Source organism: Streptomyces sp. NPDC017095 (genome assembly GCF_044332325.1).
Lineage (GTDB): Bacteria > Actinomycetota > Actinomycetes > Streptomycetales > Streptomycetaceae > Streptomyces.
Map to the genome: position 1 here is coordinate 224544 of NZ_JBIROU010000006.1, position 14561 is coordinate 239104.

At 73.0% G+C, this 14561-nt stretch carries 10 protein-coding genes; 7 read left to right on the forward strand and 3 right to left on the reverse strand.

What is annotated here, in order from left to right:
- Window positions 1-79: 79 nt before the first annotated feature.
- On the reverse strand, window positions 80-745 hold the full coding sequence (locus tag ACH4OA_RS14250; protein WP_365880507.1) for a TetR family transcriptional regulator: 666 nt from the start codon (window positions 743-745) through the stop codon (window positions 80-82).
- 374 nt (window positions 746-1119) lie between these two features.
- Between ACH4OA_RS14250 and ACH4OA_RS14255 the strand changes: the two genes are divergently transcribed.
- The 3 genes from ACH4OA_RS14255 to ACH4OA_RS14265 all read left to right on the forward strand — a co-directional run bounded on the left by ACH4OA_RS14255 (window position 1120) and on the right by ACH4OA_RS14265 (window position 5432).
- On the forward strand, window positions 1120-2421 hold the full coding sequence (locus ACH4OA_RS14255) for a UDP-glucose dehydrogenase family protein (RefSeq protein WP_397969177.1): 1302 nt from the start codon (window positions 1120-1122) through the stop codon (window positions 2419-2421).
- Window positions 2422-2548: 127 nt separating this feature from the next.
- Window positions 2549-3757 (forward strand): glycosyltransferase, encoded by a 1209-nt coding sequence (locus ACH4OA_RS14260; RefSeq protein ID WP_397969179.1) that lies wholly within the window; start codon window positions 2549-2551, stop codon window positions 3755-3757.
- Between the two features lie 58 nt (window positions 3758-3815).
- Window positions 3816-5432 carry an MDR family MFS transporter gene (locus ACH4OA_RS14265; RefSeq protein ID WP_397969181.1) on the forward strand — a complete coding sequence of 539 codons (1617 nt, stop codon included), beginning with the start codon at window positions 3816-3818 and terminating at the stop codon, window positions 5430-5432.
- Window positions 5433-5498: 66 nt separating this feature from the next.
- Here the strand turns inward: ACH4OA_RS14265 and ACH4OA_RS14270 are convergent, their stop codons facing one another.
- Window positions 5499-6692, reverse strand: a complete 1194-nt coding sequence (locus tag ACH4OA_RS14270; RefSeq protein ID WP_397935954.1) for a phosphatidylserine/phosphatidylglycerophosphate/cardiolipin synthase family protein — start codon at window positions 6690-6692, stop codon at window positions 5499-5501.
- A gap of 246 nt (window positions 6693-6938) precedes the next feature.
- On the opposite strand from ACH4OA_RS14270, the gene ACH4OA_RS14275 reads away from it, so the two are divergent.
- The 4 genes from ACH4OA_RS14275 to glgX all read left to right on the forward strand — a co-directional run bounded on the left by ACH4OA_RS14275 (window position 6939) and on the right by glgX (window position 12753).
- Window positions 6939-8678, forward strand: a complete 1740-nt coding sequence (locus tag ACH4OA_RS14275) for a diacylglycerol kinase family protein (protein ID WP_397969183.1) — start codon at window positions 6939-6941, stop codon at window positions 8676-8678.
- Window positions 8679-9632, forward strand: a complete 954-nt coding sequence (locus ACH4OA_RS14280) for a YihY/virulence factor BrkB family protein (RefSeq protein ID WP_397969184.1) — start codon at window positions 8679-8681, stop codon at window positions 9630-9632.
- Window positions 9633-10409 carry a phosphatase PAP2 family protein gene (locus tag ACH4OA_RS14285; protein WP_397969186.1) on the forward strand — a complete coding sequence of 259 codons (777 nt, stop codon included), beginning with the start codon at window positions 9633-9635 and terminating at the stop codon, window positions 10407-10409.
- A gap of 193 nt (window positions 10410-10602) precedes the next feature.
- Window positions 10603-12753, forward strand: coding sequence for a glycogen debranching protein GlgX (gene glgX, locus ACH4OA_RS14290; protein ID WP_365941934.1), 2151 nt, complete (start codon window positions 10603-10605; stop codon window positions 12751-12753).
- Between the two features lie 43 nt (window positions 12754-12796).
- On the opposite strand, the gene ACH4OA_RS14295 is transcribed toward glgX, so the two are convergent.
- Window positions 12797-14560 (reverse strand): thiamine pyrophosphate-dependent enzyme, encoded by a 1764-nt coding sequence (locus tag ACH4OA_RS14295; protein WP_397969187.1) that lies wholly within the window; start codon window positions 14558-14560, stop codon window positions 12797-12799.
- Between the last annotated feature and the right edge of the window lies 1 nt (window position 14561).

The window sequence follows — 14561 nt, forward strand, 5'->3', positions numbered from 1 at the left end:
CGCTGCCTCCCGTGGAGTAGTCCCCCGGGGCCGCGCTGCCTCCCGTGGAGTAGTCCCCCGGGGCCGCCGGCCCGCGGGGTCAGTGCCCGTCGGTGACGGGTTCCCCGTCCGCCGCTTCCGCCGTCTCCTCACCGTCCCGTGGTGCGGGGTACAGCAGGACCTCGATGCCCGCCCGCAGATACCGCTCCACGGTGGCGTCCGGCGCCGAGATCAGGGCCGGGGGGCGGATCTCGGTGCGCATCAGGCTGGTGCCGAGCATCCAGGCCGCCAGCAGTTCCGCCCGCAGATCGGCGTCGGGACCGCCGAGGCGGGAGGCCAGCCGTTTGGTGAAGACGTCCGTGAAGTCCGCCCGCAGCTGCGCCACCGCCTCGTCCCGGCCGGAGGACCGCAGCACCGTCAGCACGGGATGGGGGAAGGCGCCGTTGTTCGGCGCGCCCGAGAGCAGCGCGCAGAACCAGTCGGGGATCGTCTCGACGGGCTCCTCCAGCAGCGGTTCGAATATCTTCCCCGCGCCCACCACGTCGTTGAACAACGCTTCCTTCGAGCCGAAGTAGCGGTAGACGAGGGCGGCGTCCACGCCCACGTCGCCCGCGATGTCGCGCACGCTGGTGCCCTCGTAGCCGTACTTGCCGAAGCGGAACGCCGCGGCGGACCTGAGGGCGGTGCGTGTGGCCGGGGCCGAGCGTTTGTGGGCGGGCCGGCAGACCTCCGCCTTCGACGTCTCGCCCTCGTCTGCTGCCGTCACGTCACCGCACCTCCGTCGTCGCGGACGTCCCGCTGTCCGCACCATGTTCCCGGGTGAAGCGACTGTCTCAAAGTCGCCGACGTAAGTCACCAAGCGTTGACTTGCGTTCGTGTCACCTGTCAAATCTGAGACAGGTCAACGATTGATGACTTGAGAACCCGCTGTGCCGGGCCGCACGACGGAGTCGGCCCGTTCCTGGTCTCCCGCACGATGCGGCGGCGCGCGTCCTCGCCGCCCGTTCCCGAAGCCGCGCCCCGTCCCAGCCGCGTCTTGTCCGAGCCGCGCCGGGTCGGAGCCGTGTCTTCGCGAAGCCGCCGTGCGCGGGCCCCACCGACCGGAAGTGGTGATCATCTGTGCCTGCTCGACATGTCGCCGTGATCGGAACCGGATACGTCGGACTGACCACCGGCGCCTGCCTGGCCTCCCTGGGGCACGAGGTGGTGTGCGCCGACGCCGACCCGCACAAGGTCGGACGGCTGCGCGCGGCCCAGGTCGACATCCTGGAGCCCGGTCTCCCGGAGGCCGTGCGGGACGGCCTGGACGCGGGCCGGCTGGAGTTCACCGGCGACACCGCGGCCGCCGTCGCCGAGGCCGACGTGGTGTTCCTGTGCCTGCCCACCCCCATGGGAGCGGGCGGCGCGGCCGATCTCGCCGCCGTGGAGGCCGTCGCGTCGCAGATCCGCGAGGTGCTGCGGCCGGGCTGCGTCGTCGTCAACAAGTCGACCGTGCCGGTCGGCACGTGCGAACGCGTCGCCGCGCTGCTCGGCCGGACGGACGTGACCGTGGTGAGCAACCCCGAGTTCCTGCGCGAGGGCCGCGCCGTCCACGACTTCCTGCACCCCGACCGCGTCGTGATCGGCGCCGCCGACCCGGATGCCGCCCGGCGCGTGGCCGCCCTGTACGCCGAACTGGACGCGCCGCTCGTGCTCACCGACCCCGCCAGCGCCGAACTGACCAAGTACGCGGCGAACTTCTTCCTCGCGATGAAGCTGTCGTTCGCCAACAACCTCGCCACCCTCTGCGAGCGCTTCGGCGCCGACATCGCCGATGTCACCGAGGGGATCGGGCGCGACCCGCGCATCGGCTCGGCGTTCCTGCGGCCCGGGCCGGGCTGGGGCGGCTCCTGCCTGCCCAAGGACACCCACGCCCTGCTGACCGTGTGCGACCTCTCGGGTGTCGACTTCCCGCTGCTGAGCGCCACCATCGAGACCAATGTCGCCCACCAGCGCCAGCTCGTGGAACGGGTCGCCGCCGCGTGCGGGCGCGGCGGGGACGGCTCGCTGCACGGCGTACGGCTCGCCCTGTACGGCATCACCTTCAAGGCGGGCACCTCCGACCTGCGGGACTCGCCCGCTCTCGCCGTCGCCCGGCTGCTGCGCGAGCGGGGCGCCGAACTCACCGCGTACGACCCGGCGTTGCGCGAGCAGCGACCCGACCTGAGCGATCTGGTCGAGCTGGTCGACGACCCGGTGCGGGCCGCGGAGGGCGCGGCGGCCTGCCTGGTCCTGACCGAGTGGCCGCAGCTGCGGGACCTCGACTGGGCGGCGATCGCCGCGCGCATGGCCGGCCACGAGGTCCACGACTTCCGCAACCTGCTGGACCCGGACCTGCTCGCGCGGGCCGGGCTGAGCTGGCAGGGCATCGGACGCCCCGCGTCAGCCGTGCGGGTGCCGTAAGGCGCGCGCGCGGACACCGGCGTCCTGCTCCAGGCGCTCCCTCACATTCCCGGCGTTCCACCGACTCACGGCCTCGGCGTCCCACCGGTCCCAGGCTCCCGAAGTCCTCGACGGAAAGGTTCACCCCATGCGGGTTCTGTGCACCACGCTCGGCAGCCCCTCCCACGGGCGTGCCCAGCTCCCTCTGCTGCGCGCGCTGGCCAAGTCCGGGCACCAGGTGCTGGTGGCCACCACCGAGTCCCTCGTCGCGGTCTTCCGTGACGACGACGTGGAGGTGACCGCCGCGCTGCCCCGGTTCAACCCGCTGGCCATGATCGGCCCCTACCTCTCCACGCTCCCGGAAACCCTCGACATGACCCAGCCGTCCCCGGAGATGTCCCGGCTGCTGACGCGCGGGCTGGCCGGACCGGGCGTCAAGACGCAGCTGGACATCCTGCTGCCCCTCGCCCGGGAGTTCCGCCCCGATCTGATCCTGCGGGACGGCATGGACATGAGCGCGGTGCTCACGGCCGAGCTGCTCGGTGTGCCGCAGCTTCCGACGCCCTCCGGGTTCAGCAACATCATGGACCCGGCCGAGCTGCTGCCCCAGCTCAACGAGCGGCGCGAGGAGTTGGGGCTCGCGGCGCCGGACGACCCGCTGTCCGTCGTACCGCACGGCCGGGTCGACTACGTACCGCCCGCCTTCTCCTTCGCCCGGCACCTGCCGCCGACCTGGTCCTACCGGCAGACGGTGGACGTCGAGCGCGGCGCGGTGCTGCCCCCGTGGGCGGCCGAGCTGCCCACGGACCGCGCGCTGGTGTACGCCGCGATCGGCACCGCCCTGCCGTCGATCCGCGAGCACCTGGCGGACCCGGCCGCGTCGCTGCCGGTGAAGGTGCCGGACACCGCCGAGACCCTGCGCGCGTTCGCGGACGCGGCGGCCGAGCTGGACGACTGCACGGTGGTCGTGTCGACGTCGGGGGTTCCCCTGGACACCGGCTCACTGCCCGGGCACGTCCATGTCACCGAGCGCGTGCCGCAGCCGCTGCTGCTGGAGTCGGTCGACCTGTTCGTCACCCACGGCGGGTTCAACAGCATCCGCGAGGCCATGCGCACGGGCACACCGCTGGCGGTGCTGCCGCACTTCGGGGACCAGCACGCCAACGCGGAACGCGTGGTGGAGCTGGGCCTCGGCCGGCACATCACCGACCGCGGCGCGGGCGGGATCGCCGAAGTGTGCCGCGAGCTGCTCGCCGACCCCGTCTCCCGGGCGCGGGCCCGCTCGGCGCGGCTGGCGATGCTGACCCTGCCGGACGTCGAGCAGGCGGTCGACGACCTGGAGGGGATCGCCGGCTAGCCGGGCACGCGGGACCGCCCCCGAGACCTCCTGACGATCCCTTCCCCTAGGACGACTTGTGACCTTCTCCGACACCCGGCGGCAGGGCGCTTCCGGGGACGCGTCCCCGCGGCTCAGTCACCGGCAGATCACCACCGTCATGTCCGGTCTGGTGCTCGGCATGTTCCTGGGGGCGCTGGACCAGACGGTGGTCTCCTCCGCGCTGCGGACCATCGCCGACGACCTCCAGGGGCTGACGGCCCAGGCGTGGGTGACCACCGCGTACCTCATCACCGCGACCCTCGCGACACCGCTGTACGGCAAGCTGTCCGACATCCACGGCCGCCGCACCGTGTACCTCGCCGCGATCGCCCTGTTCACCGTCGGATCGCTGCTGTGCGGTGCGGCCACGTCGGTCTACGAACTGGCCGCCTTCCGCGCGGTGCAGGGGCTCGGCGGGGGTGGGCTGATGTCGCTGGCGATGACGATCGTCGCCGACATCACCACGCCCCGCGAACGAGGCCGCTACCAGGGCTACTTCATGGCCGTGTTCGGCGGCGCGAGCATCGCCGGACCGCTGGTGGGCGGCGCGTTCGCGGACCGGGCCGAGCTGCTCGGCATCGCCGGCTGGCGCTGGATCTTCCTGGTGAACGTGCCGCTCGCCGCGGCGGCGGCCGTGACGATCGTCCGGGTGCTGCGCTTCCCGCACCGCCGGGTCCGCCACCGGCTCGACTATCCGGGGGCGCTCGCCCTGGCGGTGGGGCTCGTGCCGCTGCTGACCGTCGCCGAGCAGGGCCGTGCCTGGGGCTGGGCCTCGCCCGGCGCCCTGGCGCTGTACGCGGTCGGCGCGGTGGGGCTGGCCGTGTTCGTCCTGGTGGAGCGGCGGGCGGGGGACGCCGCGCTGCTGCCGGGGCGGCTGTTCCGCATCCGGGCGTTCCGGCTGGGGGTGGGGCTGCACTTCGTCGTCGGCATAGCCATGTTCGGCGCGATGACGACGCTGCCGCTCTACCTCCAGCTCGTCCGCGGCATGAGCCCCATGGCGGCGGGCGTGGCCGGCCTGCCCACGGTCTTCGCCAATCTCGCGGTGACGCTGCTGGTGGGCCGGCTGATCTCGCGGACCGGCCGGTTCAAGGTCCATCTCGTCGCCGGCACCGGCGCGCTCACCGCCGCGATGGCCGTCTTCGCGACGCTGCGCGTGGACAGCCCGTTCTGGCAGGTGGCGCTCGGCATGGCCCTGATGGGCGCCGGGCTCGGCGCGACGATGCAGACGCTGACCACGCTCGCCCAGAGCGAGGTGCCCCGTGCGGACATGGGCGCGGCGACGGCCTCGGTCAACTTCTTCCGGTCCAACGGCGGCACGGTCGGCACCGCCGCGTTCCTGTCCGTCCTGTTCTCCACGGCGGCCGGCCGGATCGCCGACCGGCTGGCCGACGCCCGCCACGACCCGGGCTACCGCCGGCTGCTGGCCGAACCCGGCAACGCGCACGCCCTGGCGGGTGTGGTGCGGCCCGCCGGCGGTGTCGACCTGGAGGACTCGGCCTTCCTGCGCGCGCTCGACCCGAGTGCGGCGCTGCCCTTCCTGGAGGGGTACGTCGCCTCGATGCGGGTCGTCTTCCTGGCCGGCGCCGCGGTGGCCCTTGTCGCCTTCCTGATCGCGGCCTGGCGGGTACCGGACCTCACGCTCTCGGACGAGTAGGCCGCCCGGCGCGGCGGGTGCGGAGGCGAGCGGTCCGCGCCCCGCGCCGGCCCGGCGGGCGTCCGGTCACAGGAAGCGCCGGATCGGGGTGACGGCGGCTTCCTTGGCGCGCTGGAGCATGTTCCGGCGTCTCCAGCGGTCGAGGTCGATCTCGACACTGTGCCGCAGGTCCGCGTCGTAGTCGCGGTCGAGCACGGCGGTGAACTTCTCGTCCAGTACGGCGAGCATGACCTCCTCGTCGTGGTCCATGGAGCGCCGGTTGAAGTTGGTGGACCCGATCAGCGCGGCGACCGAGTCCACGGTGATGATCTTGGCGTGCATCATGGTCGGCTGGTACTGGCGGACGCGCACGCCCGCTTCCAGCAGCCGGGTGTAGTGGTGCTGGCCGGCGAGCTGGCAGGCACGCTGGTCGGTGTGGGGGCCGGGGAGCAGGATCTCCACTCGCACGCCCCGCCGGGCGGTCCGGCACAGCAGGTCGATGAAGTAGGTGTCGGGCGCGAAGTAGGCGGTGGCGAGGCGGAAGCGCTCCTCGGCGGAGGTGAGCATCACCCGGATGAGGGTCTGCATGTCCTGCCAGCCGATGCTGGCGGAGCCGCGCACCACCTGGACGACCGAGGAGCCCGGCTGCGGGTGCTCGGTGAAGAGGTCGCGGTCGTCGAAGAGTTCGTCGTGGCACTCGGCCCAGTTCTGCGCGAAGGCGGCCGCGATGCCGTCCACGGCGGGGCCGCGGACCTGGACGTGGGTGTCGCGCCACTCCTCCGGGCCGCGGGCGTCCCCGCACCATTCCTCGGCGATGCCGACGCCCCCGGTGAACGCGGTGTGCTCGTCGATGACGAGCGCCTTGCGGTGGCACCGGTGGTTCTGCTTGAACGGCGACAGCCAGACCGGCTTGCGGAACCAGGCCACCTGCACGCCGGCCGTGTCCATGACGTCCAGCAGGTCCCGTTCGATCTCCTTGGCGCCGAACCCGTCCAGCAGCAGCCGGACGCGCACCCCCGCGCGGGCGCGGTCGGCGAGGGCGTGGGCGAAGTCCCGGGCGATCTGGCCGCGCCAGTACACGAACGTCATCATGTCGATCGTGTGCCGGGCCGAACCGATCGCCCGGAGCATCGCGGGGAAGATCTCGTCGCCGTTGCGCAAGGGGAGGAGTTCGTTGCCTTCGGTGGCGGCGATGCCGATCAGCCGCTCCAGGCGGCGGCGCAACCGCTGCTTGCGTGCCGCCGCGTCGGCCGCGGAGCCGCGGGCAGGGGCCGTCGGCATGCCGTCGAGTATCACGTCGTCTCTCCCGTTCGTTCACAGGGCCGGATGCGGTGCGGGTGCCCGCGGGGGTCCGAGAAGCAGCATGCCCTGCGGGCCCTCCCGCACTCCCGGCGGCCCACCCCGTGCGGCGGTGCGCCGCACGGGTCCTGTCTGCTCCCGTGTTCAGCGGGCATACGCGGTGAGCCGGAGGGCGGCACCTCCGGCTCACCGCCGCATCACCGCGAGACGTCGACCACGGGAGTACGCATGCCGACCGCTGTATCGGGGACACCCGCCGAGCTGCACGGTGAGAGACCCGGGGAAGGCGCCGTCGCGGCCGTGGGCGGGGCGCGCGGGACCGGCCGGGCCGCCGCCTGGATGGTCGCGCTGACCGCCTGCCAGACCGCGTTGCTGGTGGGCATCGGTCTGCTGATCACCGGCCCCGCCCGCGGTCTGTGGCCCCTGACGGCCGAGGACCGGGTCGACGAGGCCCTTGAGCGGATGCGCACGGGCTCCCTCACCGCCCTGTCCTCGGTCGTGTCGGAGGCCGGCAACACCGGGACGGTGATCGGCGTCACCGTGGTGAGCTGTCTGGCCCTGCTCCTGCTGCCCGGACTGCCCAGGTGGCGGCAGGCCGTGTTCCTGGCCCTCGCCGTGTCCGCGCAGTCGCTGGTCTTCCTGGTGATCACGGTCGTGGTGGACCGGCACCGCCCGGACGTGCACCGTCTCGACGGTTCGCTGCCGACCTCCAGCTACACCTCCGGTCACACCGGCGCGGCCACCGCGCTCTACGGCGGCCTGGCCGTGCTGGCGTTCACCCGGCTGCGCGGCCCGTGGCGCGGGATCGTGACCGGTCTGCTGTGCGTCCTGCCCCTCCTGGTGGGCGCCTCCCGGCTCTACCGGGGCATGCACCACCCCACCGACGTCGTGGGCGGTGTCGTGAACGGCACCCTGTCGCTGCTGGTCGTGGGGTCCGCCGTGCTCGCGGACGGTCGCGTGACCGCTCCCGGGGCACGCGCGCTCTCCGCCCTCGCGTCCCGCCCGGAGCCGCTGCCCGGCCACCCCGCCGTGATCTGCAACCCCACCGTCACCGGCCGGGCCGACCGCGACGCCCTGCGCCGGGTCCTGCACGACCACGGCCTGACCGCACCGGTGTTCCTGGAGACCACCGCCGCCGACCCCGGCGGCGGACAGGCGGCCGAGGCGGCCCGCGCGGGCGCGGCGCTCGTGGTGGTCTGCGGCGGGGACGGTACGTTCCGGGCGGCGGCCGACGCCCTGGCGGACAGCGGGATCCCGCTGGCCCTGGTGCCCTGTGGCACCGGCAACCTGCTGGCCCGCAACCTCGGTCTGCCCCTCAGCCCCGCCGGTGCGCTCGACGCCGCGCTACGCGGTGCCGTCCACCGCGTCGACCTGGGCCGCGTCGAGGGCGACGGGCTGCCCGCGACCCACTTCGCCGCCATGTCCGGCGCGGGTCTGGACGCCGCGATGCTGGAGCGGGCCAACGCCGGCGGCCGGACCAAGTCCCTGCTGGGCTGGCCCGCTTACGCCGTGGCGCTGCTGCGCGTGCTCCGCACCCCCCGGATGGAGGTGAGCGTCCGGCTGGACGACGCGCCGGTCCTGCGCCGGACGGCCCGCATGGTGCTCCTCGGCAACGTCGGCACCGTACAGGGCGGTCTGAGGCTGCTGGCGGAGGCCCGTCCCGACGACGGACGGCTCGACCTGCTGCTCCTGAACCCGCACGGGCCGGCCGGCTGGCTGCGCGCGGTGTGGACGCTGTGGCGGGGCGGGGCGGCCCGCCCGGCCCCGGCGGCGGACACCGTCCCGCAGCGGACGGGCCGGCCGGGCGGCGCGCCGGTGGAGTTCTTCACCTTCCGGCGTGCCGAGTTCACCTTCGGCACGCCCCAGCCGCGCGAACTGGACGGCGATCCGGTGACATCCGGGCGCCGGCTGACCGCGGAGGTCAGGCCCGGCGCCCTGACCATGCTGCTGCCGGCCCGGGGGGAATGAATGGGTACCGCGACCAAGGTTCCCGAGACGCGGGACATGAGCGGGGAGGAGCTGTCCGCCGACGAGGCGTGGGCGGCCCTGCGCCGCTACGGCGGCTGGCCCCTGCTGCGGGACGCCTTCCTCCGCTTCCGTTACGCCGACGGGTTCAGTCACTCCCGCGCCCTCGCCCTCCAGACGGTGCTGGCCGTCGTCCCCCTGGCGATCGCCTTCGTCGGCCTGTCCACCGCGCTGCACACCGAGGGCATCGGCCGGCTCGCGGAACTGACGATCCACCGGATCGCCCGGGGCCCCAGCGCCGACGTCGTCGACGACGCGCTCGCCCGCAGCCGGCGCACCGCGGGCGACGGAGCCGCGGTCGCCCTCTGGTTCGGCGCCGTCTTCTCGCTGGTCAACGTCACCACCGCCATGTGCCAGATCGAACGCGGCGCCAACCGGATCTACGGCAACGAACGCGACCGCCCCTTCCACCGGAAGTACCTGCGCGGTCTGGTGATGTCGGTCGGCGCCGGGCTCCCGCTCGGCCTGGGCTTCGTCGTCATGGTCGCCGGCGACGACCTCGCCTCCGCTGCGGTCGCCGTCTACCACCTCGACGACAGCGCCCAGCGGGCCTGGACCCTGCTGCGCTGGCCCTTCGGGCTGCTGCTCGCCCTGATCTCCGCCAGCACCGTCTTCCGCCGCGCGCCGCGCCGCAAACAGCCCGGCTACACCTGGCTCGCCTTCGGCGCCGCCGTGTACCTGGTGCTGTGGATGACACTGACCTGGCTGCTCAGCCTCTACCTGGACCTCAGCGGCTCCTTCAACACCGTCTACGGCCCGCTCAGCGCCTTCATGTCCCTGCTGCTGTGGGCCTACCTGACCTCCATCGCCCTGTTCCTCGGACTGTCCTTCGCCGCCCAGCTGGAAGCGGCGCGCGGCCGGCGCCCCGGCCCGGTCCAAGCCGATCCGGGAGTCTGAATGACCACACGGACCACACGGACCGCCCTGCGACGCCTCGGCGCCCGCCGCCGGCGGGCCGACCGCAGGTTCGGCGCACGGCTGCTCGCCGCCGCGGCCGTCGCCGCGGTGTCCGCGGTGGCCTTCGGGCTGCTGCTGACCCTGGTCGAAGGAGAGTGGCGGCCCTTGCGGCGCGTCGACGTCGGTGCCGCGCGGCACCTGCACGAAGTCGCCGTCCGCCACCCGGCCTGGACCGGCGTCCTGCACCTGCTGTCCGACCGGGTCTGGGACCCCGTCACCCTCCGCGCCGCCGTCGCGGTCCTGACCGGCTGGCTTCTCCACCGCAGGGCGTGGCGCCTGGCGGCCTGGGCGGCGGCGACCGCGGTGGCCGGCGGTCTCGTGGGCGTGCTGGTCAAGGCGGTGGTGGAGCGGGCCAGGCCCGCGCTGCACGACCCGGTGGCGCACGCCCCGGGCTACTCCTTCCCGTCCGGTCACGCGATGACGGCCACCACGTCCTTCGCCGTCCTCCTGCTGGTGCTGCTGCCCGTGATCCCGCGGGCCCTGCGGACCGCCTGCTGGTGCGTCGCCGTGGTCTCGGTGCTCGGTGTCGGCTTCACCAGGGTCGCCCTGGGGGTGCACTGGTTCAGCGACGTGCTGGGCGGCTGGCTGCTGGGCCTGGCCGTCGTCGCCCTGACCACCTGGGCCTTCGAGGCGTGGCGTGCCGAAGCCGGCCGGCAGCGCGCCCCGGTGGCCGAGGGCCTGGAACCCGAACTCACCGAGCCCGCCCCCGAACGGTGAACCGGCCGGCCCGGCGGCCGTGACGCGCGGCGCACGAACCGCGCACCGGCCGGGCGGGGCCGGCGGCTACGGCTACGGCTACGACATGCGCGCCGGGCACGCGATGACGTGCGGGCATGCCGGCCGGTGACGCGGGCAGTAGGGAATGACGGGTGCGGGGTGCGCACCATCCTGGCCTGGGAGGGGCGTAGTGATGCGTATCTGGCAGGAGAACACCGAGGTGGGCCCCCGGCCCGGACGGATGTCGCCTCTGGGCGCGACGTTCGACGGCGCCGGGACCAACTTCGCCGTGTTCTCCGAAGCGGCGCAGCGGGTGGAGCTGTGTCTCTTCGACGAGGACGGGACCGAGGAACGGATCGCGCTGACCGAGGTGGACGGCTTCGTCCACCACGTCTACCTGCCGGACGTCGGCCCGGGCCGGCGCTACGGGTTCCGGGTGCACGGACCGGACCGGCCCGAGCGCGGCGAGCGCTGCAACCCGAACAAACTGCTGCTCGACCCGTACGCCAAGGCGATCGAGGGCGGGGTCGAGTGGAACGAGGCGCTGTTCGGCTACCACTTCGACGACCCCGGCACCCGCAACGACCTGGACTCCGCGCCGTACATGCCGAAGTCCGTGGTGGTGAACCCCTTCTTCGACTGGGGCAGCGACCACCCGCCGCGGACCCCGTACCACGAGACGGTCGTCTACGAGGCGCACGTCAAGGGCATGACGCAGACCCACCCCGCGATCCCGGAGGCGATGCGCGGCACGTACGCGGCGCTGGCGCACCCCGCCATGGTGGACTACTTCGTCAAGCTGGGCGTCACCGCGGTGGAGCTGATGCCGATCCACCAGTTCGTCCAGGACCACGGGCTGGTGGAGAAGGGCCTGTCGAACTACTGGGGTTACAACACCATCGGCTTCTTCGCCCCGCACAACGCCTACTGCTCCTCCGGCCAGCGGGGCGAACAGGTGCAGGAGTTCCGGTCGATGGTGAAGACCCTGCACGAGGCCGGCATCGAGGTCATCCTCGACGTCGTCTACAACCACACCGCCGAGGGCAACCACCTGGGGCCGGTGCTGTCGCTGCGGGGCCTGGACAACGCCGCCTACTACCGCCTGTCGGAGGAGGACCCGCGCTTCTACTGGGACACCACCGGCACGGGCAACAGCCTGCGGATGAACCACCCGCACACCCTCCAGCTCATCATGGACTCGCTGCGGTACTGGGTGACCGAGATGCACGTCGACGGCTTCCGCTTCGACCTCGCGGCCACCCTGGCCCGGCAGTTCCACGAGGTGGACCGGCTGTCGTCGTTCTTCGACCTCGTCCAGCAGGACCCGGTGATCTCCCAGGTGAAGCTGATCGCCGAGCCCTGGGACGTCGGCGACGGCGGCTACCAGGTCGGCAACTTCCCGCCGCTGTGGACCGAGTGGAACGGCAAGTACCGCGACACCGTGCGGGACTTCTGGCGGGGCGAGGGCGGCACCCTGGGCGAGTTCGCCTCCCGGCTGACCGGTTCCTCCGACCTGTACCAGAACGACGGCCGCCGGCCCTACGCGTCGGTCAACTTCGTCACCGCCCACGACGGGTTCACGCTGCGCGACCTCGTGTCGTACAACGACAAGCACAACGAGGCCAACGGCGAGGACAACCGTGACGGCGAGAGCCACAACCGTTCCTGGAACTGCGGTGCGGAGGGCCCCACCCGCGACCGCGGGATCCTCGCCCTGCGCGCCCGCCAGCAGCGCAACCTGATCGCCACCCTGCTGCTCTCCCAGGGCGTGCCGATGATCAGCCACGGCGACGAACTCGACCGCACCCAGCACGGCAACAACAACGCCTACTGCCAGGACAACGAACTGTCCTGGATCGACTGGGCGCACGTCGCCGAGGGAAGCGAACTGCTCGACTTCACCCGCAAGCTGATCGCGTTGCGCCGCGACCATCCGGTCTTCCGCCGCCGACGGTTCTTCAAGGGGCGTGCCGCCCACGGGAACACGGCCGGGGAGGCCGGGGAGAAGGACATCGCCTGGCTGACCCCCGCCGGGCGCGAGATGACCGACACCGACTGGGACACCGGGTTCGCCAGGTCCCTGATGGTCCACCTCAACGGCGAGGCCATCACGGAACCGGACCTGCGGGGCCTGCGGGTGACGGACGACTCGTTCCTGCTGCTGTTCAACGCCCACAGCCAGCCCCTGACCTTCACCGTTCCGGAGGAGCTGGGCCCGTGGTGGGCGGTGGAGGTGGACACCGCCATCCCGTACACGGAGTACCGGCCGCTGATCAAGGGCGGCAGCGAGCTGGAGGTCGAGGCGCACTCCCTGTTCGTGCTGCGCGGTCACCACGAGGAGTGACCCCGCGGGGCCGCCGCACCCGGGTGCGGCGGCCCGGACCGGGTCAGTCGTCGCCCGGCTCTCCGTGGCTGCGCACGACCTCCTTCATCTTGGCCACCGCGAACCCCCAGCCCTGCTCGACGGTCGGCTTGGCCGGTACGGCGATCTCGTCGGGGTTGGTGAGCACGTCCAGCAGCACGGGGCCCGGATGGGCGAAGGCGCGGCGCACGGCGCTGTCCACCTCGGCCGGATCGGTCACCCGGATGCCGGTGATGCCCATGGCCTCGGCCACGGCGGCGAAGTCGGGGTTGTCCAGCACGGTGCCGAACTCGGGCAGTCCGGCCTGTTCCTGTTCGAGTTTGACCATGCCCAGTCGGCGGTTGTCGAAGACGACCAGCTTGACGGGAAGGTCGTACGTCTTCAGCGTCATGAGGTCGCCGAGGAGCATGCTCAGTCCGCCGTCGCCGCAGAAGGCCACCACCTGGCGCTCGCGGTCCAGGCCCTGGGCGCCCAGGGCCTGGGGCATGGCGTTGGCCATCGAGCCGAGGTTGTAGGAGCCGATGAGCCGCCGGTCGCCGCGCATCTCGACGAAGCGCGACAGCCACACGGTGGCCATGCCCGTGTCGGAGGTGAAGACCGCGTCGTCGGCCGCGAGCCGGTCGACGGCCGCGGCCAGGACCTCCGGGCGGATGTCGTGGGCACGGTTGTCCAGCGCGGAGCGGATACGGCCCACGAGGCCCTTGTCGTGCGCGGGGTCGGCGAGCCGGGCCTGGCCGGCGCGCCACTGGCCGAAGCGTTCACGGGCCTTGTCCAGGTGCGCGCGGTCGCGTGCGCCGTCGGTGCCGGGCGGCGCCGCGGTCAGGTGGTCCAGGAGGTCGCGCACGGTGGCCCCGGTGTCCCCCACCAGTCCGACCTCCACCGGTACCCGGCGGCCGATGTGGGTGGGCTCGGTGTCCACCTGGATCACGGTCCGGCCCTCGGGATACCAGTCCCGGTAGGGGAAGTCGGTGCCGAGCAGCAGGAGGGTGTCCGCGTCCTGGAGGGCCGCCGCCGCGGCGGGGTTGCCGATCAGGCCCGTCTGGCCGACCTGGAAGGGGTTGGCGTCGCCCTCGAAGCCCGCCTTGGCCTTCAGGGTGAGGACCATCGGTGCGGCCAGGCGGTCGGCGAGGGCGAGGACGTGCTCGCGGGCGGCGTGGGCGCCCTGCCCGACGAGCAGGGTGACGCGTTCGGAGCGGTCGAGGAGTTCCGCGGCGCGGCGGACGGCGGCCTCGTCCGGCCGGCTCACCGGCGCGTTCAGGGAGAAGCGGGCCGGCCGGTCGGCGGTCAGTTCCCGCTCGCCCAGGTCGCCCGGCACGGTGAGGACCGCGACTCCCTTGCGGCCCAGCGCGTTGCGCACCGCGGTCTCCAGCATCTGCGGCAGTTGGTCGGCCGAGGTGACGGTCGCGCGGAAGACGGCCACGTCGCTGAAGAGGGCGTCGTTGTCGACTTCCTGGAAGTAGTCGCTGCCGATTTCGGCGAGCGGTACCTGACCGGCGATGGCCAGGACCGGGGTGTGGCTCTTGGCCGCGTCGTACAGTCCGTTGAGAAGGTGGACGGAGCCGGGTCCGACGGTGCCCATGCACACGCCGAGGGTTCCGGTGAGCTGCGACTGGGCGCCGGCCGCGAACGCGGCGGCCTCCTCGTGCCGGCAGCCCACCCATTCCAGGCCCTCGGTGGTGCGGATGGCGTCGGTCAGGGGGTTGAGCGCGTCTCCCACGACGCCGAACACCTGGCGCACGCCAAGTTCGCTCAGCGCGTCCACGATGACGCGGGCTACGGTACGGGCCATG